This is a genomic window from Pararhizobium arenae (assembly GCF_001931685.1).
In the GTDB taxonomy this organism is placed as follows: Bacteria; Pseudomonadota; Alphaproteobacteria; order Rhizobiales; family Rhizobiaceae; genus Pararhizobium; species Pararhizobium arenae.
In genome coordinates, this window is the sequence record NZ_MOOY01000006.1 from 387,800 (window position 1) to 407,994 (window position 20,195).

Annotated in this window: 14 protein-coding genes; 3 read left to right on the forward strand and 11 right to left on the reverse strand. The window is 60.2% G+C overall.

Going from position 1 to position 20,195, the window contains the following annotated elements; translation table 11 throughout:
* Window positions 1–4: 4 nt before the first annotated feature.
* The 3 genes from trpA (at window position 5) to BLX89_RS15870 (ending at window position 3,236) form a co-directional block, all read left to right on the forward strand.
* A complete protein-coding gene (gene trpA / locus BLX89_RS15860) occupies window positions 5–844 on the forward strand; it encodes a tryptophan synthase subunit alpha (protein WP_075291908.1) in 840 nt (279 codons plus the stop codon).
* 123 nt (window positions 845–967) lie between these two features.
* Complete coding sequence (gene accD, locus BLX89_RS15865) at window positions 968–1,879, forward strand: acetyl-CoA carboxylase, carboxyltransferase subunit beta (protein WP_075291973.1); 912 nt, start codon at window positions 968–970, stop codon at window positions 1,877–1,879.
* A gap of 13 nt (window positions 1,880–1,892) precedes the next feature.
* Window positions 1,893–3,236 (forward strand): bifunctional folylpolyglutamate synthase/dihydrofolate synthase, encoded by a 1,344-nt coding sequence (locus BLX89_RS15870; RefSeq protein ID WP_075291909.1) that lies wholly within the window; start codon window positions 1,893–1,895, stop codon window positions 3,234–3,236.
* Between the two features lie 56 nt (window positions 3,237–3,292).
* Here the strand turns inward: BLX89_RS15870 and trxA are convergent, their stop codons facing one another.
* The 11 genes from trxA to BLX89_RS15925 all read right to left on the reverse strand — a co-directional run bounded on the left by trxA (window position 3,293) and on the right by BLX89_RS15925 (window position 20,168).
* Window positions 3,293–3,616, reverse strand: a complete 324-nt coding sequence (trxA, locus tag BLX89_RS15875) for a thioredoxin (protein WP_056324155.1) — start codon at window positions 3,614–3,616, stop codon at window positions 3,293–3,295.
* Window positions 3,617–3,704: 88 nt separating this feature from the next.
* A complete protein-coding gene (gene addA / locus BLX89_RS15880) occupies window positions 3,705–7,259 on the reverse strand; it encodes a double-strand break repair helicase AddA (protein WP_075291910.1) in 3,555 nt (1,184 codons plus the stop codon).
* Window positions 7,249–10,422: a double-strand break repair protein AddB gene (addB, locus tag BLX89_RS15885; protein WP_075291911.1), complete on the reverse strand. Its 3,174-nt coding sequence runs from the start codon at window positions 10,420–10,422 to the stop codon at window positions 7,249–7,251. The genes addA and addB overlap by 11 nt, the downstream gene beginning before the upstream one ends.
* A gap of 1 nt (window position 10,423) precedes the next feature.
* The gene (locus tag BLX89_RS15890; protein ID WP_075291912.1) at window positions 10,424–11,149 is read right to left on the reverse strand and encodes a nucleotidyltransferase family protein; all 726 of its coding nucleotides are present in this window, start codon (window positions 11,147–11,149) and stop codon (window positions 10,424–10,426) included.
* 62 nt (window positions 11,150–11,211) lie between these two features.
* Window positions 11,212–12,702, reverse strand: a complete 1,491-nt coding sequence (gene tsaE, locus BLX89_RS15895) for a tRNA (adenosine(37)-N6)-threonylcarbamoyltransferase complex ATPase subunit type 1 TsaE (protein WP_075291974.1) — start codon at window positions 12,700–12,702, stop codon at window positions 11,212–11,214.
* On the reverse strand, window positions 12,702–15,197 hold the full coding sequence (locus tag BLX89_RS15900) for a PAS domain-containing sensor histidine kinase (RefSeq protein ID WP_425348616.1): 2,496 nt from the start codon (window positions 15,195–15,197) through the stop codon (window positions 12,702–12,704). Before BLX89_RS15900 ends, tsaE begins: the two co-directional genes overlap by 1 nt.
* 352 nt (window positions 15,198–15,549) lie before the next feature.
* Complete coding sequence (gene ahcY, locus BLX89_RS15905; RefSeq protein ID WP_075291914.1) at window positions 15,550–16,950, reverse strand: adenosylhomocysteinase; 1,401 nt, start codon at window positions 16,948–16,950, stop codon at window positions 15,550–15,552.
* Between the two features lie 162 nt (window positions 16,951–17,112).
* Window positions 17,113–17,382: an HPr family phosphocarrier protein gene (locus BLX89_RS15910; protein WP_075291915.1), complete on the reverse strand. Its 270-nt coding sequence runs from the start codon at window positions 17,380–17,382 to the stop codon at window positions 17,113–17,115.
* An 11-nt stretch (window positions 17,383–17,393) separates the two neighbouring features.
* The gene (locus BLX89_RS15915) at window positions 17,394–17,795 is read right to left on the reverse strand and encodes a PTS sugar transporter subunit IIA (protein ID WP_075291916.1); all 402 of its coding nucleotides are present in this window, start codon (window positions 17,793–17,795) and stop codon (window positions 17,394–17,396) included.
* A gap of 157 nt (window positions 17,796–17,952) precedes the next feature.
* Complete coding sequence (locus tag BLX89_RS15920) at window positions 17,953–18,414, reverse strand: serine kinase (protein ID WP_075291917.1); 462 nt, start codon at window positions 18,412–18,414, stop codon at window positions 17,953–17,955.
* Window positions 18,411–20,168 carry a stimulus-sensing domain-containing protein gene (locus BLX89_RS15925; RefSeq protein WP_198935158.1) on the reverse strand — a complete coding sequence of 586 codons (1,758 nt, stop codon included), beginning with the start codon at window positions 20,166–20,168 and terminating at the stop codon, window positions 18,411–18,413. The genes BLX89_RS15920 and BLX89_RS15925 overlap by 4 nt, the downstream gene beginning before the upstream one ends.
* Between the last annotated feature and the right edge of the window lie 27 nt (window positions 20,169–20,195).

The window sequence follows — 20,195 nt, forward strand, 5'->3', positions numbered from 1 at the left end:
GAGCATGACCGCACGCATGGACAAACGCTTCGCCGATCTGGCGAACGAGGGCCGCCCGGCTCTGGTCACCTATTTCATGGGCGGCGATCCCGATTTCGAAACGTCGCTGGCAATCATGAAGTCGCTGCCGCTGGCAGGCTCGGATGTGATCGAGCTCGGCATGCCGTTTTCCGATCCGATGGCCGATGGACCGGCGATCCAGCTCGCGGGTCAGCGGGCTTTGAAAGCCGGCCAGACGCTGGAAAAGACACTGGAACTCGCCCGCCGCTTTCGCGCCGACGACAAGGACACGCCGATCGTCCTTATGGGCTACTACAATCCGATCTATATCTACGGCGTGGATCGTTTTATCGAGAATGCTTTGGAGGCCGGCATCGATGGCCTGATCGTTGTCGATCTGCCGCCGGAAATGGATGATGAGCTTTGCATCCCGGCCTTGGCCAAGGGGCTCAACTTCATTCGCCTGGCAACACCGACGACCGACGACAAGCGTCTGCCGAAGGTTCTCGAAAACACCTCGGGTTTCGTCTATTATGTCTCGATGAACGGCATCACAGGTTCCGCCCTGCCGGATCCTTCGCTGATCGGCGGGGCGGTGCAGCGGATCAAGACGCACACGACACTTCCGGTCTGCGTTGGTTTCGGCGTGAAGACGGCTGAACATGCCCGCGCTATCGGCGCCTCGGCTGATGGTGTCGTCGTGGGCACCGCCATCGTCAACCAGATCGCATCCAGCCTGACTGAAGATGGCCAATCGACGGGGGCGACCGTTCCGGGTGTCGAGGCGCTTGTCCGTGGCCTTTCGGCAGGCGTACGTGGCTCAAGGCTTGCCGCGGCCGAATAAATGCCCACATTCTGGGGCATTCCGCATCGCAAGATGCGCCGATGCGCTGGATGAAGTGAATAGAAGCGTCCTTGGCCCTGCAGATGAGTGCGGGGGCCGGATGCAAGCATTCAGGAGTTTGCAGTGAACTGGATCACAAATTACGTTCGCCCGAAGATCAATTCGATGCTCGGTCGGCGCGAGGTTCCGGATAATCTTTGGATCAAGTGCCCCGAGACCGGCGAGATGGTTTTCCATCGCGATCTCGAGGAAAACAAGTGGGTCATCCCGGCCTCTGGCTATCACATGAAGATGCCGGCGAAAGCGCGTTTGAAGGACCTTTTCGACGATGGCGTCTATGAGGCCCTGCCGCAGCCGAAAGTCGCGCAGGACCCTTTGAAGTTCCGGGATTCGAAGAAGTACGCGGACCGTCTGCGGGACAGCCGCGTCAAGACCGATCTGGAAGACACGATCGTTGCCGGTCTCGGCCGTGTCAAAGGTGTCAAGCTCGTCGGCGTTGTGCACGAATTTGCCTTCATGGGCGGCTCTCTCGGCATTGCCGCGGGCGAGGCCATCATCAAGGCATTCGAGAAGGCGATTGCCGAAAAGTGCCCGCTTGTCATCTTCCCGGCTTCGGGCGGTGCCCGCATGCAGGAGGGCATTCTTTCGCTTATGCAGCTGCCGCGCACCACGGTTGCCGTACAGATGCTCAAGGAAGCTGGTCTTCCCTATATCGTCGTTCTCACCAACCCGACCACGGGCGGCGTTACCGCGTCCTATGCGATGCTGGGCGACCTGCACATCGCTGAGCCGGGTGCTGAAATCTGCTTTGCCGGCAAGCGCGTGATCGAACAGACCATCCGCGAAAAGCTGCCGGAAGGCTTCCAGACATCGGAATACCTGATGGAACACGGCATGGTCGATATGGTGGTAAAGCGCCATGATATCCCCGATACGCTCGCTCGGACCTTAAAGATCCTGATGAAAAAGCCTGTCGATGCGGCCAAGCTGAACGGCAGCGGTGCCGCCGTCGTGCCTTTGGCAGCCAGCGTCTGATTGGAAGAATCTAATGATGGCGGTTGACGTCAGCGAGGCCGGGCAGGAAATCGAAAAGCTGCTCGCGCTTCATCCCAAGGGTTTTGACCTTTCGCTCGACCGCATCACCCGGCTTCTGGACAGGCTTGGAAACCCGCAGGATCGCCTGCCGCCGGTCATTCATGTGGCCGGCACCAACGGCAAGGGTTCCGTCACCGCCTTTTCCCGGTCGATTCTGGAGGCAGCGGGGCTTAGCGTCCATGTTCATACCTCGCCGCATCTCGTCAACTGGCACGAGCGCTACCGGCTCGGCCGAAAGGACGGGCGAGGCGAACTTGTCTCCGATTCCGTGCTCGCGGATGCTGTGCGTCGTGTTGCGGACGCGAATGCCGGCGAGAAGATTACCGTCTTCGAAATCTTGACGGCCGTTACCTTCGTCCTCTTTTCAGAGCATCCGGCCGATGTCGCGATCATCGAAGTCGGCTTGGGGGGGCGCTTTGATGCGACCAATGTCATTTCCTCGCCTGCCGTATCGGTGATTATGCCGATCTCGCTTGACCATCAGGCGTATCTTGGCGATCGGGTCGAACTGATTGCCGCGGAAAAAGCAGGTATCATGAAACGCGGTCGTCCGGTGGTCATCGGCCATCAGGAGGAAGACGGTGCGCGCGACGTGCTCGTCTCTACAGCCGAACGCCTGGGCTGCCCTGTCGCGGTTTACGGGCAGGATTTCATGGCCCATGAGGAATATGGCCGGCTCATCTATCAGGACGAGGATGGCCTTGCCGATCTACCCTTGCCGCGTCTGCCGGGGCGTCACCAGTATGCAAATTCCGCAGCCGCTATCCGCGCCGTCAAGGCTGCCGGTTTTGCCCCCTCGGAAGCAGCAATTGAAAAGGGCCTGACGTCCGTCGAATGGCCGGGCCGCCTGCAGCGCCTCACCGAAGGCCGGCTTGCCGCTGTGGCTCCCAAAGGTGCGGAGATCTGGGTCGATGGCGGGCATAACCCCGGCGCAGGGCAAGTGATCGCCGAGACCATGGCCAATCTGGAGGATCGGGATCCGAGGCCGCTGTTTCTGGTCATCGGCATGATCAACACCAAGGACCCAGTCGGTTATTTCAATGCTTTCAAGGGGCTGGCGGAACAGGTTTTCACGGTGCCGATCCGCGGCTCCGATGCTGGTATCGACGCGGTGGCGCTGGCTGACGATGCGGCATCCGCCGGCTTCAAGACATCGCCGGTATCGTCCGTTGCCGAGGCGCTCTCTGAAATCAGCGACATCTTTTCTGACGGTGACGAGGTGCCGCGCATCCTGATCGGCGGCTCCCTTTATCTGGTCGGTGATGTGCTCGCCGATAACGGCACCGTTCCTGCCTGAAATGGAAAAAGCCCGGTTGCCCGAGCTTTTCCGTGAGTTCCCGAGATGAAATGATCTCAGGCTGCAGCGTTCGAAATCCACGACGACAGAGCCGTCTTCGGAGCGGCGCCAACCTTGATGTCGGCGACTTCGCCAGCCTTGAACATGGCAAGCGTCGGGATCGAACGAACACCGTACTGGGCGGCAAGTTCGGGGTTTTCGTCAATGTTGAGCTTGACGACCTTTACCTTGCCGGCGAGTTCGTTGGAAATTTCTTCCAGGCTCGGCGCGATCATCTTACACGGGCCGCACCACTCGGCCCAGAAATCGACGATCACCGGCTCGGCGGCGTTCAGCACTTCATCCTGGAAATTGGAGGTATCGACTTTAACGGTAGCCATAGGCTGCTCCTTGGTTTCGATTCTGGCGTTCTTGGAACGGTTGTTCCTGATGTGATGGCTGAACGCCCGGTTTTCAATGTTTTCTATCTCACTTTGTCGCGAGCTCGACAAGACACCGGTCGAGCATTGCTTCACTGAGCGTAATGCATACCGGCCCTTCCGTATAAATCAGCAGGCATTCAAAGAGGTGGTCCGGATATAGCGGCCGCAGGATCTCGCGGTAGACGGCAAGCTGCGCCCGATAGACGAAGGGCACCTCCTCAGCGGAGGCTGGGATGTCCCGATTTGTCTTGAAGTCTGCGATGATGACGGTTTTGTCGGTCACGGCCAACCGATCGATCCGTCCGGACACGGCGTGATCGCGCTTGCCGAGCGTCAGCGTACCCATGATCGACACTTCTGCCCTGCTTCCCTGCGCAAACAGTCGCTCCAGGCTTTCGTCCTCGATCACGCCAAGTACGGATTGGACCAGAGCCTGCCGTTCCACTGCTGGCCGGTGTGGCACCGAGCGGTCGAGATAACGTTCGGCCGCAGCCGTGCGCTCGTGGGCCGGCATGGCTGGCAGCATCTGCAAGAAGCGATGCAGGATCGCGCCGCGCAACAACGACGTTTGCGGTGCCGTTTTCTGCAGGAACAGCGCGGAGCCGGATTGCGGTTGTGCATCCTCCTCGACGGTGACGCCAGCGCCTGAGGGGCTGAGCGGTCGTGGCAGACGCCTTTGCGGCGGCAGCGGTGTCGATAGCGCCCCCGGCAGGCTGGAAGGAGGGTACACGACGGTTTCCGGTTTGGGGGACTTCACGTTAGAGACATCCGTCGAGGCTGAAACCTGCCAGCGATAGCCGGTCCATTCCTGCCCGCCAGCTGCGAAGTTCCATGGCCGGCTGCGGCCCTTTTCGTCGACGGATAGGCTCGATGTCACCATCGCATGCCAGCTTTCGGCATTGGCGCGCTTACCCTGGTAGCCGCAGACGATGAGGCGATCGGCCGCGCGGGTCATGCCGACGTAAAGCAGGCGGCGATATTCTTCCTCGGCCGCTTGCTTCAACCGTTCGGTGTCGGCGTCGATCAGGCTGTTGGAGGCAGCACCCGGCGGTCGCCAGACCGGCACGTCCGCGGCTCCCGGCCGGTCGATCACCGGCCTTATGCTGCGCAACCCGGAAACATGCTGCGTATTGAAAGCCTTGCCGCCGCCATCCACGAGAAACACGACCGGCGCTTCCAGACCCTTGGCCGCGTGCACGGTCATGATGCGGACTTCGTTACGTTCCTTGTCCTGCTCGCGTTTGACGGTCGGTGCTTCCATTTCAAGACCGGAGATGAAGCTTTGCAGGCCGGGCAGGCCATTCTTCTCGTGATCGAGCGCGAAGGTAAGGAACTCGTCGAGAATATCACCAACCTCGCTGCCGAGCCGCCCGAGATAGGCTGCGCGGCCGCCATCCTGTCCCAGAAGCCGGGCATAGAAATCATAGACCGGCAATTCACGGGAAAGGCCGATGTAGCGCTCCAAACGCCGGAAGATATCCGCATAGGGCGGCTGGTCGTGGAGACCGCGCAGATAGTGCCAGACACTCATACCCGAAGGCCGCGTCGCGAGGACTGCGACATGCTCTTCTGACAGATTGAGAAACGGGCTTTTCAGGATTGCCGCCAGAGACAGGTCGTCTTCGGGCAGGAGAACGAAACGACCAAGTGCCGTCAGGTCCTGTACCGCTATATGGCTGGTCAGCACCAGCCGGTCTGCTCCGGCGACCGGAATATTCCGGCTCGTTTTCAAAGCGCGCGTCAGAGCGTTGACGAAGGCGTCACGCTTGCGCACAAGCACGATCACGTCGCCCGGCCGAATCGGTCGCTCGATACCCTTTTCGATGATGGTTTCGTTGCCGATCCATTCGGCCAATGTGGCGGCGATGCGCTGGGCGAGGATGTTGGCAGGCGCATCCTCGGGGGTCGCGTCGAAAGCGGCCGTCCACTCCTCCTCCTGAATGCTCTCGGCCGGCGCGATCACCTCCCAGACATCGACAATGCCGGGCTGGCCGATGCGGTTGGAGGCGTGCACAACGGGCTCGCTCCGCGCGCTCAGGCCTCGCGCATGGGCGGGATTTTCGAAGACGGCATCGACGGCAGAAAGAACATCTTCCGTCGAGCGGAACGACAATTGCAGCCGGATGGGACTGAAGGCGCTGCCGCTTTCGCGCACCCGCCGCTCGGTCGCGATACTTTCATCCGAGAACCGCTCGGGTCGCGCGCCTTGAAAGGAGTAGATCGACTGCTTCTCGTCGCCCACGGCAAACATCGTGCGGCGGTTTTCGCGCGCACTGCGGCCGGCAAAGAAATCTTCTGCCAGCGACTGGATAATCGTCCATTGCACCGGGCTCGTATCCTGTGCCTCATCGACGAGGATGTGGTCGATGCCCTGATCGAGCTTGTAGTGCACCCAGGCACCGACATCGGCGCGGGAGAGCAGGGCCGCTGTGCGGTGGATCAGGTCGTCGAAATCGAGCTGGCTGCGGGTTTTCTTGATGTCCTCGTAATCGTGGTTCAACCGATCGGCGAGGATCAGCGCCGCGTGGGTCGCCTCGAACATGGCGACGAGGTTCAGCCGGTCGATGGTTTCCACCAGCCGGTCGCGGGCCGCGTAGATGATTGTCTCAAGATCGGGTGCCGCCTTGCGCATCGCTGCCGAAAACAGTCCGGAGTCGGCCTTTGGCTTTCCGCCACCCGTATAGAAGGCACCGCGCAGAAGGTTGAAGCGTTGCAAAGGATCGAGCGTTTTTGCTGCACTTCGCAAGCTCTCCGCTACCTCCATGACCTTCGCGCCACCGGAGACGAGGGCGGCGGATATGTAGCGCTCCAGTGCCGGGCCGCTCAGCGGGGCGAGCGGCCAGAGGCCGGCGATCAGCGCTTGTGAGGTTTCTCCCGGCGCGATGCCGAGAGCTTCGCGAAGGGCGGCATCAATCCCGCCGCGCTGTTCCGCTTCGTTTAGAAATGCCTGAAGGGCCGTGCGGTTGGCGACGATCGCGGCGAGTAGCTTCTCAAGGCCGGTATCATCCGCAAGATCGAGTACGGTGGCGAAGGCCTGCGCGAGTTCGGGGTCGTCTTCGCTTGCGGTCGCCGTGAGCAAGGCGCGTCGGGCGTCGGCCAGCAGGGTGGCGCTGGCGCGGTCGTCTAGCACCGAAAAATGCCCCGCGACATTGGCCTCCAGCGGAAACTGGTGCAGCAACGCCTCGCAGAAAGCGTGGATGGTCTGGATTTTCAGTCCGCCCGGGGTTTCGAGCGCGCGCGCGAAGAGACGACGCGCCTCCTGTCGTTTGAAGAGCGAAGGTTTCTCGCCTTCAATGGCTTCGATCCGGGCGTCCAGTTCATTGTCATCGAGCGTCACCCATTGGGCAAGCCGTTCGAACACCCGATTCGACATTTCCGAAGCAGCGGCCTTGGTATAGGTCAGGCACAGGATCGCCGAGGGGCGGCAACCGGCGAGCAGCAGACGAATGACACGCTGGGTCAGGACATGCGTCTTGCCCGAACCGGCATTGGCAGACACCCAGGCCGACCGCGCAGGATCCGACGCCAGAGCCTGTTTGGCCGATGTCCAGTCCAGCCATCCCTGGGGCGAGAGATCATCTGGCGCTCTATCATTCGCCATTACCGTCCTCCTCGCCATCGGCGGTGGCCCATTCGGCAACGCGGGCCAGATGATCGTATTCGCCGCCGTAATCGCGTTCCTTCTGCACGATCACGCGGGAGGCGAAACCGTACTTGCCGCTGCGCAGCGCGGAGAGCAGGCCGATCAGTTCGCGCAGCGATTCCTCGGCCAGCTGATCGGCCGATTTGGTTTCAGAGCGGCTCTTGCTGTTCTCGTTGTTGACCTCTTCCGCCGCGAAACGGTCGCCGGGTTTCAGCCGGACATAGACAAGCGACTGCGCTTCCTGCCGGCCGATCTTCGGGAAGGCGCCGGCCTTCAGCGCGGCGGCTTCAAGCGCCAGCTGCGGATCGAGCAGGGTGCGGGCTTCCTTCACCGAGGGGCTGGAGCCTGTCTTGTAGTCGAGGATCGTCGCGGTGCCGTCGATGTGGATGTCGATGCGATCGGCGATGCCGGTGAGCTTGACATCGCCGAGCGCCATACTGGCGTAGAGCTCGAGGAAGGATTGTCGGATCGAGCCTTTTCGTCCAGCTTCCCATGCGAGAAACGCCTTGCTGACCGCTGCAAAGCGCGGACGCCAGACCACATCGATGTGGGGCGGCAAAGCTTGTTCGTCGAAAGCCTCCGTAAGGATGCGGTCCATGGTAACGGCGGCCTGTGGCGAGGCGGGATTGAGGTCTTCGGCGACGAAGCGCTCAACGATCTTGTGGTAAAGCGTGCCGCGCTCGGCTGCTCCCGGATCGCGGTTGAATGGATTGAGCGGGTGAAGTCTCAGCACGCGCCGGGCGTATATGGCGTAGGGGTCACGCCTTAACCGGGAGACTTCGCTGAAGGAATAGCTCTCCGGTTGCAGCTCCACCGCCGGCCGGGGTTCGGGGCGCTTGGCCAGAGGTTGGTCATGACCTTCGTCGAGCATGCCCGCCCAGACCGCGTAATCGCGGCCGTTGGCGCGCAGCTGATTTGCCAGCACATCGCCGCCGACCGCAAGCAGCCGCTGCAGCCAACGGGACGCTACAGTCGGGGTCGCGCCTTTGCGCATGGCACGGGTCAGGACCAACCGGCGGGTGCCGCAAGCCATCTGAAAATCATGGGCGAGCTGGCCGATGCGTCGTTCCGGCGGCTCCAGCCCCATCGTCGTCTTCATGGTGCGTGACAGGAAGGGGTCGTTGGCCGTCTGGCCGGGCCATGTGCCTTCATTGAGCCCGCCGAGCACGACGAGGTCGACACTCTGCAGACGCGATTCCATCGCGCCGAAGATAAACACGCGGGGGTGACGCATGGAGCGCGGTTTGATCGCTTCGCTGGCCGCCAGCGCCTCCATCACATCGCTCCATTGCGGCCCGTCGGCGGAGAGCTGGCCATCGGTTTCGATGATCGAGCGCAGGAGATTGGCAAGCGCCTCGCCCGCTTCCCCGGTCCAGAGGTCGGCGAGGCTCTGCTCTTCGTTCATGGCGACGGCCTCGAGCGCCTCGCCGGTGCGTTTTGCCCAGTCGGAAAGCGTCAGGGTCGTCGTCAGCCCGCGCCCGCTGCGATGGCGGCCAACGAGGGTTCCGGTCAGTGGCGCGACGGCCTTGGCAATGGCGCGTGCGAGATCGCGAGCCGCCGCTACATCCGTCTCATTTATTGCGCGTTTCCATTCCGGCTGATGGCGTTCCGTTGCTTTTGCGCTCAACGCCTGATCGAGCAGTGTTTCCAACTCGGAAAGATCGACCGTGCCGGTGCCGCCGCGCAAGGCGAGGCGTTCCAGCACGCTTGCCGCACGCCGCACCGTGTTTTCCGGCAGGCCAAAGTGGGCGAGCGGGTGTTTCAGCAACGCGGTCACAGCCACAGGGTCGCCGGGTCGCAGGCTTGCTTCCAAAACCAGGCGCATAAGGCTTCCGGTCGGTGTTGCAGAGAGCGGTGTGCCCGCGGAATCGTCAGCCTCGATGCCGAAGCGGAGCAGCTCCGCCGTGACCCGGCGGGCGAGATCGCGATCCGGCGTGATCAGTGCAGCCTGACTGTCCTCGTTGCCGTCGAGAGCGAGCCGAAGGGCAATCGCAATGGCGGTCGCCTCCTCACGCTCGTTCGCTGTCTCGATCAAGGCCGCGTCCTTGAAGGCGGCGCTCAGCCTGTCACCATCGGTTTGCTGCTGCAAATCCATCCAGGCGCTGGTCGCCTGCACCGGCAGAAGCGCGTGAGAGAGGATTTCGCCGCGACAGGCGAGATCGGCATCGGCCTGCGCCAGTTCCGGTATCTCGCGACGGGTCAGCCCCATACGTTTCAGCAGGCGATAGAAGCCGTATTGGGGATGGCTGCGGCTCGACGGGTCGGGGCGATCGATGCCCGTTTCGGGGGCGATTGCATTCCACTCCGCATCGCTCATCGTCTGGTCGAGGCCAGGGAGAACGATGATACCGTTTTGAAGCTTCTGCACCGCCGCAATCAGAGCCGCTGTCGCGGGAATGGAGCCGGTCGAGCCTGCGATGACGATCGGGCCAGTCACCTTGCCGGTGGCGATCCGCTGGGTCTCGGCATCAAGGATCGCGTTGCGATGGCGGGCAGGGGAAGACTGGTGCAGCTCTTGCAACCGTGCCGGCCAATAGGTACGGGCGATCTTCAGAAACTCCAGCGTCAGCTGCCACCAAAGCGCATGATCGGCATTTTGTAGATTGTCGAGCGCCTCCCAATCCAACTCTTCCGTTTCCATTGCGTCGATGATATCGGCGAGATTGCGAGCAAGCCAGATGGCATCCGCGGGGCTGGCCGGGGCGATTAGAGGGCTTTCGGAGTGGATATCCAGCACGATCTTCGGAAGCTGGTTGCGCCAGGCGAGAATAAGAAGCCCGAGTTCGATTAACCGCGCTGTCCCAGGAAGCGGCGGAGCGAGATCGAGAATAGCCGGGATTTCCGCATCGAAGAAGCCGCTGTCATCATCCGTCTCGCCGAGCGCCCGGATGACCGGCAGGATGGCCGAGCGTCCGCCGAGGCAATCGACAAGTTCCGAGCGAAGGACACGGGCGGAACGGCGGGTCGGCACGAAAATCGTGATGCCAGCCAATGCCATCGGGTCGGCTGCGTCATACGCATAGCCTGCGATTAATCGGCCGTCGCAGAGCGATTGAACCAGCGTTTTTAGAAACGGTCGCCCGGCGGGGATGGTGAAGACGTTGTTGGCCGCGCGCGCCATTTCAGGCTCCGAACCTGCGGACCGCGTCTTCCGCAGGAGCAATGGCCTCGGGCGTGCCGACCGTCATCCAATGGCCATCGAGAACGATCCCGTAGAGTCGGCCTTTTTCGATGGCCTTGTCGAAATAGATGTTGAGGTTGAAAGCGTCGGAGGGTGCATCGGCGAAGAGGCGCGAATCGAGTGCAATCGCGCCCGCATAGACAACCGGGTTTGGCATGCTGTCTCGGTAGCGCGAAAGTGTTCCGTCCGGAGCCAAAGAGAAATCAAGCTTGCCGTTATGACCGGTCGTGTCCTCGTTGCGGACGCACAGCAGCGCCATGTCCATCTTCTGTGGATCGAAAAAGGAGACGAGGCGCTCTAGATTGGAAGGTTTTTCGGGCGTTTCACCGACCCAGAAAAGATCTGCATTCATGACCAGGACCGGACCGTCCTCAAGAAGCCTTAAACCCTTCACCAGACCGCCGCCGGAATTCATCAACTGCGTGCGTTCATCCGAAAAGAGGATTTTCGGCGTTTTGCGGCCTTCAAGATGCGCTTCCATCTGTTCGGCGAAATGATGGATGTTGACCACCGCCTTGGTCACGCCGGCCTGCTGCAGGAGGTCGAGCACGTAGTCGATCATCGGGCGCCCCGCGATCTTCACCAACGGTTTCGGCATTGTGTCGGTGATGGGGCGCAGGCGGGTGCCGAGCCCTGCGGCAAGCACCATGGCGTTGTGGATGGGCATCGAGGAGTCCGAGTTCTATGTCGTGATTCGGACTCTATAGCATTGGCTATCGATTTGAAGGTTCAGAGAAGACCGCTTCGCTGGCACCAGTCCTTCAGAGGCGCAAGCGCTGGATGGGTCAGCGCCGTTTTCAGATAGCCAAAGGTGCGCGGCATGTGCTTCATGTAGCCGTGCTTGCCGTCGCGCTGCATCAGCCTGACCCATATGCCGACCAGCTTGCAGTTGCGCTGCGCCGACATGAGGTGCCAGTCCCGCAGGAAGGTTTCCTTATCGAAATCCCCGTCTGCCTGCCGGTCCGCCATATAGGCGTCGAGCATGTCCGCCGTCAGCTGCTCTGAAATGGTAACGCGGGCGTCCTGGGTCAGCGAGGCCACGTCGTAGGCGGTCGGGCCGATCATAGCATCCTGAAAATCGATGAGGCCTATTCGCTTCACGCCGAAATCACGTTCACGCCAGATGATGTTGGGGGAATGGAAATCGCGCAGCAGCAGGTTGGTTTCCGACGTTGCCAAAAGATCGATCAACATGTCCCAGACCGCAGCATAATCGTGACGTTCCGCATCCGATGCCGGTTCGCCGCGTTTCCATGGTAGGTACCAGTCGAGCAGCAAACGCGTTTCGATCTTCATTGCACGTCGATCGAAGTCCGGAACCGCGTGGACAATGCCATTTCCGATCGCAATTTTCCGCTGAAACTTTTGCGCGTGTAATGACGCCAGCATGCGTGCGCTTTCGATGTAGCGCTCCGCAATCGGTTTGCCCTCAGCGTCTAAAACGCCGTCGCGACCGAGATCCTCGATCAACAGGATCCCCGCTTCGAGATCGCTTTCATAGATTTCCGGTGCGCTAAAGCCCCTCGCGCGCAAATCCAGGTCGATGGCGACGAAGGGAGTGCAATCCTCGGCGATATGCGCAAGCTGCTGGTAATATTTGCCGTCTTCGAGAATGGGACCGGGCTTGTGCCGCGCCGAATCCATCAGGATCATCGGTTCTTTCTTGCCGACGACGACCGTCTCGTAGGCGCGTGCAGAGGCATCGCCGCTGAGATGTCTGCGCCGTGCTTCCGGAAGTCCACGCTCCTGTAGGAAGCGTCGAATGGATAAGCTCCGGTTGATCCGTGCGACGGTGGCTTCGGGCCCGGATATTTTGACGCGCCTGCCTTCACCTTCATGGGCAAAAGCAAACCATACGGTCGATTCCGGTAGAGATTCCTCGGCTCGCTCCGGCCATTCTACAAGCGCGATGCCATCGTTGAGCGCCTCGTCGAACCCGAGTTCATCAAGCTCGGAGGCATCCGCCAGGCGGTAAAGATCGAAATGAGCGGCAGCGATCCGCAGCGGGTAGCTCTGCACAAGAGTAAAGGTCGGACTTGGGACCTCAAGATCATCGTCATCCGCAAGAGCGCGAAGGAGTGCCCTTGCCAAGGTGGATTTGCCGGCACCGAGATCGCCAGAGAGCGCCAGACAATCACCGGGCTTCACGGCAAGCGCCAAATCCTCGCCCAGCCGCCGGGTATCGGCTTCATCCTTTAAGAGGAGGGTGATGTCGGCCATCATTCGGCGGCGGCAACCTTCGGCATTTCATTGGATGGAATCCGGCAGGTGACTTCCGTTCCCTCCCCCTCGCGGCTGCGGATGGAGACGGTGCCGTGATGCAGGCTGACGAAGCTTTCGACAATGGAGAGGCCGAGGCCGGCTCCGCCGCGTGAACCATGGCTTTCGAAGCGGTTGAAGACCGTCTCGAGGATTTCCTGCGGAATACCCGAACCGCTATCGGTAACCGTGAAGACGAAATCGGTGCCTTCGCGATGGCACTTCAAACCAATAGTCGAGCCATCCGGCGCGAAATTGGCGGCGTTTGTCAGGAGCTTGATGAAAATCTGCTTCAGCCGTTGATGGTCTGCGACGAAACCTCCGAGCATATCCGGTGCGTCGATCCGGAGCGTGACACCGCTTTCCTGCAGGCGGTCGGCCATCTGGGCGGAAACTTCATCAAGGAAGTCCGTGAGATTGATTTCGGACAGATCGAGTTCAACGATGCCCGCATCGACTGTCGCGAGATCGAGAATATCGTTGACGATGGTAAGAAGCAGCGACGAGGACGTGGAGATGTGGTCGACATACTCCGCCTGACGGTCTGTCAGCGTGCCAAAGGTCGGCGTCTTCAGGAGATCCGCGAAACCGATGATATTGGTCAGCGGAGATCGCAATTCGTAGGAAACATGCTGGACGAAATCGTTCTTGAGCGAATCGGCCTTTCGCAGCGCGTCGTTCTTTTCCGTCAGCGCTCGTTCCACGCGCACACTGTCTGTAATATTGACGAAGGTCAGCATTGTCTGGGCATTTGGAAGCGGAATGACGGCGAAATCCAGGATTAGCCCGGTTCGAAGTTCCAGAATACCTTGATAGGAGCTGCGCTCATCGTCGAAGCTGGTGATCAAATGGCCAAACCGCTTCCAGCCGTTCGGTTGATCGTAGGATGCAGCGCATGCCTGCTCGATGGCACGAATATGGGTACCGGGTTGCGCCTCGGTTTCGCTGATGCCCCAAAGAGCCCGAAACGCGGGATTGGACAGCTTGATGCGGCCATCCGGGCCGAACACCGCAACCCCTTCCGAGAGATGGTCGATAGTTTCGCCCTGCACCTGCAAAAGCGTATTGTAGCGCATCTCGAGATCGACCTTCTCCGTCAGATTCTCGAAAACCCAGGTCGCGCCGCCTTGTGGCCGTGCGGTTGCGAAAACGCGCAGCGTCTGCCCGTTGGGCAGGTGCCAAAGGTCCGATTGCGTGTCGATCGCTTGGTAGACGGAAAGGGCGATTTCTTTCCACTGTTTCCAGTTGAGCTGTTCGGGCAGCTTGCCTGCGGCGCGCAGACGATCCAGGATTTCGCCATTGTCGGGCTTGCGTTCAAGGAAGCCCATGTCCAGTTCCCAGAGGCGCTGGAACGCCTGATTGTAGAATTGCAGCCGCTGAGCGCCGTCGAAGGTTGCGACGGGGGTGGCCAGATGATCCAGCGTTTCCGCGTGGCTTTTCAGAGTCCTGTTCAGTTCCTCGCGCACGGCCTCGACATCGGAAATATTGGTGGCCATGCCTGCCGACCCGCCGACGGTGCGTGTGTCCACGACCTCAAAGAAGGTGCGGTTGCCGCGCACCACGGTCGAGACCTTTTCGCGAAACGGCGTATCGTAGGTGCTGACGGCCCGAATCTTTTCCCGCGCAATCGTGGCCAGAAGCTCTTTGCCTTCCTTTACCGCGTCGCCGGGGTTCGCTGATTCAACGGCGTGGCTGTAGGCTTCGTTTACCCAGACGAGCGCACCGTCCGCGCCTCGTACCCACACTGGCAGGTCAATTGCGTCGAGCAGGGTATGGAAGGAATTCAAGGCAGACTGGAGCCTGTCCCGCTCGAGTTTTGCTTCCGCCAGTTCCGCGCGCATGTTGTTGAGCGCGACGAAGCGCACAAAGGCGCGGCCTCCGGAAACGCGCCCCTGTGCCTCCAGAATTTCGTTGCGGTGCGTCTCGACGATCAGGTCGAAGCTCTGGGCCTGTGACCGCAGCAGTTCTATCGCCTTTTCAAGGCCGGACGCTGACATGGGTTTTGCCCAGCGACCGAAGGCGAGGAATTCCCGTTCTTCCTGGGGGGCGCCGGTTTCGGGCGGCAATTGGCCGAGAAACTCAGGCTTGTTCGAAAGGCCATCCCAAATGACGATCCGGCGGTTTTTGTCAGCGATCAATGCCTGCAGCCGTGAAATGCGCTGGTTGGCATCGGCAAGCGCTGCATTGAGTTCCCGGTTGTCGGCCTCCATGTTCCCGCGTTGGCGGATGAGCCAGATCGCGGAAATCATCGCGGCGGAAATGACGCCGATCAGAACCGAAAATGTGATCACTTCAGAGGAGCGAAACACGGAAGCGGTGAGGCCAGGGGTTTGCGCCAGAGCAGGGCTCGAAACGGCGGTCAATATCGAGCCAGCCGCCAATCGTCGCCAAAGACGTTTGAAACGTCCGCCAACGCGACTCGCTGAATCGTTTTCCATGATCATTTCCCCGCTCATACCGCACGCCGACGCGCGCGATTCAGTCGAATCAGCACGCTCACGTTTCAATAAACACCCCGGAGCGTGCCCCGACCTTGTCATCGACAAATCATCGCAATGCGTTACCCGCATCGCGAGCCACAGCGTTCTCTCGTCAGGATCAACGCCGACTTGTCTGTTGCCTGGTGCCGCCATCGTTCAACGGGCGGCTGAGTGTTTCGATTTGCGACGGTCCTGTCCGCATCAATGTCGCGAATCGATACAAAAACCTTACCGCTTTGGGGATTCTGCGGGAAGACTTGCGGCAAAAAAGAAGAGGCGGCCTTGTCAAGGTCGCCTCTTCTATATGTTGTGGATTGTCGTGTCGATATTAATACCGGTAGTGTTCAGCCTTGAAGGGGCCCTGCGGCGTCACACCAATATAATTGGCCTGCTCCTCGGACAGCTCGGTCAACTTGGCACCCAGCTTGGCCAGATGAAGGCGCGCGACCTTCTCGTCCAGATGCTTCGGCAGGATGTGGACCTGCTTCGCGTACTCGCCCGCGCGGGTAAAGAGTTCCATCTGCGCCAGCACCTGATTGGTGAAGGAGGCGGACATCACGAAGGATGGATGGCCGGTCGCGTTGCCGAGGTTGAGGAGACGGCCCTCCGAAAGCAGGATCATGCGGTTGCCCTTCGGGAACTCGATCATGTCGACCTGCGGCTTGATGTTGGTCCACTTGAGATTGCGCAGCGCCGAGACCTGAATCTCGTTGTCGAAGTGGCCGATATTGCCGACGATCGCCATGTCCTTCATCTCGCGCATGTGGTCCATGCGGATGACGTCCTTGTTGCCGGTCGTGGTGATGAAGATGTCCGCGGAGGAAACGACATCCTCGAGCTGGACGACCTCATAGCCGTCCATAGCGGCCTGCAGGGCGCAGATCGGATCGACTTCCGTCACCTTGACGCGAGCGCCAGCGCCCGAAAGCGAGGCGGCCGAACCCTTGCCGACGTCGCCGTAACCGCAGACGACAGCAACCTTGCCGGCCATCATGACATCGGTACCGCGGCGAATGCCGTCAACCAGCGATTCCTTGCAGCCGTACTTGTTGTCGAACTTCGACTTTGTGACGGAATCGTTGACGTTGATCGCGGGGAAGGGCAGGAGGCCCTTGGCATGCAGCTGGTAGAGACGGTTGACGCCGGTGGTCGTTTCTTCGGTCACGCCCTTGATGGCATCACGCTGCTTTGTAAACCAGCCGGGGGATGCTTCGAGGCGCTTCTTGATCTGAGCGAAAAGGATTTCCTCTTCTTCCGAGCCCGGATTCGACAAAACGTCCTCTCCGGCCTCGGCGCGGGCGCCGAGCAGGATGTACATGGTGGCATCGCCGCCATCATCGAGGATCATGTTGGAGAGACCACCGTCCGCCCATTGGAAGATCTTGTCGGTGTAATTCCAGTACTCTTCGAGGGTTTCACCCTTGACCGCGAAGACCGGGATGCCGCTGGCGGCAATAGCGGCGGCTGCATGGTCCTGGGTCGAGAAAATGTTGCAGGATGCCCAGCGAACCTCGGCACCGAGTGCAACCAGCGTCTCGATGAGAACGGCGGTCTGGATGGTCATGTGCAACGACCCGGTGATGCGCGCGCCCTTCAGGGGCTTTGCCGCACCAAATTCCTCGCGGCAGGACATAAGGCCGGGCATTTCAGTCTCGGCAATGGTGATTTCCTTGCGGCCAAAATCCGCAAGGCCGATGTCCGCGACCAGATAATCGTTCGTGTTGCTCATGAGGGTCTCCGCGCTCTTGCGCCGCCGGGGCGTCATCGCCCACGTCAAAATGCAGCGCATCAATGGTCTCTGCTTCCGGGTGAAAGCTTGCCATTTCTCTATCAGGAAACGTTTTATGGAGCAATGGTGATATAAAGAGGTCTTTATATCTTTATGTCAACGTCACATTTCTTCGCCGAACTTGTCGCCCACCAATGCATCCAGCGCATCCATGGCCTCCAGGGCTTGCGCTCCCTCGGCGGTAACGGAGATCGTGCTGCCGGTGCTGGCAGCGAGCATCATGAGACCCATGATCGACGTGCCGCCAACTGTCATGCCGTCCTTGGATACCTTGATTTCGGCATCGAAACCTTCAACGGTCTGGACAAATTTGGCCGAGGCGCGGGCGTGAAGCCCTCTCTTGTTAATGATCAGCAGTTCGCGCGACAGCATGAAGTCCGGCTTTATTTTCCGCTCAGCACGCGGCTGGCAACGTTGATATATTTGCGACCGGCGTCGGAGGCTTCCTGCAAGGCCTTGTCCATGTCGCTTTCGGTACGAACGCCGGCAAGCTTGATCAGCATCGGCAGGTTCACGCCGGCGATAACTTCCACGGTCCCGCTTTGCATCACGGAGATTGCCAGATTGGACGGTGTGCCGCCGAACATATCGGTCAGAATGATCACGCCATTACCCTGATCGGCGGAAAGCACCGCTTCAAGAATATCTTGCCGGCGCTGATCCATATCGTCTTCGGGGCCGATGCAGACCGTCTCGATTGCTTTTTGCGGTCCCACGACATGCTCAAGGGCATGCCTGAACTCCTCAGCAAGCTTGCCATGGGTGACAAGCACAAGTCCGATCATGGTGTTTTTGCTCCGACTGCATCTGCAAAATATTTGATGGTCCAATTATCGCAATGCAGCAATTCCGTCCACCTTTTTGGGCTCGCCATCTTGGTCATGAAAAGGCGAAGTGCAAGTCAAAAATCCCAAAACTTGTGCCACTCTTCTATTTTCGTCGTCAAATCATAAGGTTTCGAGGCAAAACTAACCGTAAAGCGTCGTAAGCCTGAAGGCCAGTTAGCAGCGGAAGCCGAACCAGCGGCAGGGTGGCCCCGTCCGGCAGCAGATAAGTTTCGTTCAAGGGGGGAAGCCGCTCGGTATCGGGGCTTCGCACGGGCAAAACCGCACAATCGATGACCGCGGAACAAAGGGATGGCAAGGTCACAATCCCGCCCCCTCGAAGCTCCGCAATGTTTGCAATGGATGCGGGACGCCTGGCGACAAGGCGACCATTGATCGAGGACACAAAGACCTGATCATCCGCCACGAGCGCGCTGAAACGCCCCTTGTCCGCAGCGGTCAGGAGGCACGACAGCGCGGTTGACGACTTGCCGCACCCGGACGGCCCGACAAACAGCAGTCCGCGACTGCCCAAGACGATAGCTGTTGCATGCACGTTGACGGCGTTTTGTCTCGTCACGTATTCGGCTCGACCGGCAGGGAGAGCGTGAAGCGGGCGCCTTCTACCGCGCCTGTCTCCGGATCGATGATGTTTTCGGCGCGCAGGGTCCCGCCATGCGCCTCGGCGATCTGACGGGAAATGGAAAGCCCAAGCCCGGAATTCTGCCCAAAACCTTCGCTTGCCGGACGATCCGTGTAGAAGCGTTCGAAAATCCGATCGATATTCTCCGCCATGATGCCGGGACCGTTGTCCTCGACGATGACGACGCAGCGATTGCGAATACGTGTCAGCCGCACGATGATGCGGCCGCCTTCCTGGGGAACAAAGGAGCGGGCGTTTTCAATCAGGTTCGTAACGATCTGCCCGATACGCAGATCATGACCGATCACCCGGAAGCGCATTTTCGGATTGTCGCGGCGATCGATCACAAAGCTGATCATGACCGATTTCTTGGCCGCGTGGATTTGGCGCGATATGTCCACGAGATCGCCGAGCAGTTTTTCAAGGTCCACGGATCTGGAATCGCTACGAGCGAGCTCGGCATCGAGTCGAGACGCATCCGAGATATCGGAGATCAGGCGATCAAGACGGCGGACGTCGTGCTGGATCACGTCCATCAGCCGCTTTTTGGAATCCTCGTTTCGCGCCAGGGGCAAGGTTTCGACGGCGCTGCGGAGCGATGTCAGCGGATTCTTGAGTTCATGGCTGACATCGGCAGCAAAACTTTCGATGGCGTCGATACGGTCGTAGAGCGCGGTGGTCATTTCACGCAGCGCAACGGACAGATTGCCGATTTCGTCCTGCCGGATCGAGAAATCAGGAATTTCCTCACGCTCCTTGGCGCCGCCGCGTCGCACGCGAATGGCCGCGGCCGAAAGGCGGCGAAGGGGATTGGCGATGGTGCTCGAAAGAAGAAGCGACAGGATGACGTTGACCAACGCGGCTACGCCGAAAACCCGGATGATCGCGAGGCGTTCGGCGTGCACGATCTTGTCGATATCGCCCGCTTGCGTCGACAGCAGCAACACCCCGAGAACGGCCCGGAAGCGCTGTACGGGCACCGCAACAGAGACGATGAGTTCACCCCTTTCCGTCACGCGGACGACAGCACCCCGAACGCCGGTCAGGGCATTCATCACCTCGGGATAGATCGAACCGTTTCCGCCCGGAGGCTCCTTGTAGAGCGGCAGATTGCCAGGCTGCAGGATGCGGTTGAACCAGGAATTGAGGTAGTCCGAAAAGCTTGTCGATTCCGGCTCGATCGGTGGCAGGTCGAAGCGTAAAACCTGTCCGCCCGTGTAAAGATGGCGGGAATCAAGCAGCAGATCGGCGTCGGCGTCGAAAAGGCGCGCGCGCGTGCGGGTTGGCGAGATCAGTCTTCTCAACACAGGAGCAACGCGCTCCTGATTGATCGGAAATTCAAGATCCTCGTCATTCGGCAGCGGCGTAATGCTCTGGCCGGCCTGCAGTTCCAGAAGTTTTTCAGGGTCGATCGTGATCGAGTTCGTATCGACAGAGGCGGAGGCTGCAATGGCGCCGGCGATGATTTCGCCCTGGGTCAGCAGGCTTTCCACGCGCGCATCGATCAGTCCCTCACGGAACTGGTTGAGGTACATGATGCCGCCGACGAGAACGACGAGCGCGACGAGGTTGAAGAAGACGATACGGCGCGTCAGGCTGGAAAAAACGGCATTGCCGAAGATGCGGCGGATCAGCGTAAAGGGATGCACCCAGCGCCGTCCGGGGGCCAATTTCGCCTCCGGTTCATCCATATCCTTGTTTTGCAAGACTTCGACCAA

What these genes read in the sequence shown, in the direction of transcription:
- BLX89_RS15900 (WP_425348616.1), bottom strand. Translation starts at nt 15,197, where the DNA reads ATGAGCGGGGAAATGATCATGGAAAACGATTCAGCGAGTCGCGTTGGC.
- tsaE (WP_075291974.1), bottom strand. Translation starts at nt 12,702, where the DNA reads ATGGCCGACATCACCCTCCTCTTAAAGGATGAAGCCGATACCCGGCGG.
- trpA (WP_075291908.1), top strand. Translation starts at nt 5, where the DNA reads ATGACCGCACGCATGGACAAACGCTTCGCCGATCTGGCGAACGAGGGC.
- BLX89_RS15925 (WP_198935158.1), bottom strand. Translation starts at nt 20,168, where the DNA reads ATGGATGAACCGGAGGCGAAATTGGCCCCCGGACGGCGCTGGGTGCAT.
- addB (WP_075291911.1), bottom strand. Translation starts at nt 10,422, where the DNA reads ATGGCGCGCGCGGCCAACAACGTCTTCACCATCCCCGCCGGGCGACCG.
- BLX89_RS15870 (WP_075291909.1), top strand. Translation starts at nt 1,893, where the DNA reads ATGATGGCGGTTGACGTCAGCGAGGCCGGGCAGGAAATCGAAAAGCTG.
- trxA (WP_056324155.1), bottom strand. Translation starts at nt 3,616, where the DNA reads ATGGCTACCGTTAAAGTCGATACCTCCAATTTCCAGGATGAAGTGCTG.
- ahcY (WP_075291914.1), bottom strand. Translation starts at nt 16,950, where the DNA reads ATGAGCAACACGAACGATTATCTGGTCGCGGACATCGGCCTTGCGGAT.
- BLX89_RS15915 (WP_075291916.1), bottom strand. Translation starts at nt 17,795, where the DNA reads ATGATCGGACTTGTGCTTGTCACCCATGGCAAGCTTGCTGAGGAGTTC.
- addA (WP_075291910.1), bottom strand. Translation starts at nt 7,259, where the DNA reads ATGGCGAATGATAGAGCGCCAGATGATCTCTCGCCCCAGGGATGGCTG.
- BLX89_RS15910 (WP_075291915.1), bottom strand. Translation starts at nt 17,382, where the DNA reads ATGCTGTCGCGCGAACTGCTGATCATTAACAAGAGAGGGCTTCACGCC.
- BLX89_RS15890 (WP_075291912.1), bottom strand. Translation starts at nt 11,149, where the DNA reads ATGCCCATCCACAACGCCATGGTGCTTGCCGCAGGGCTCGGCACCCGC.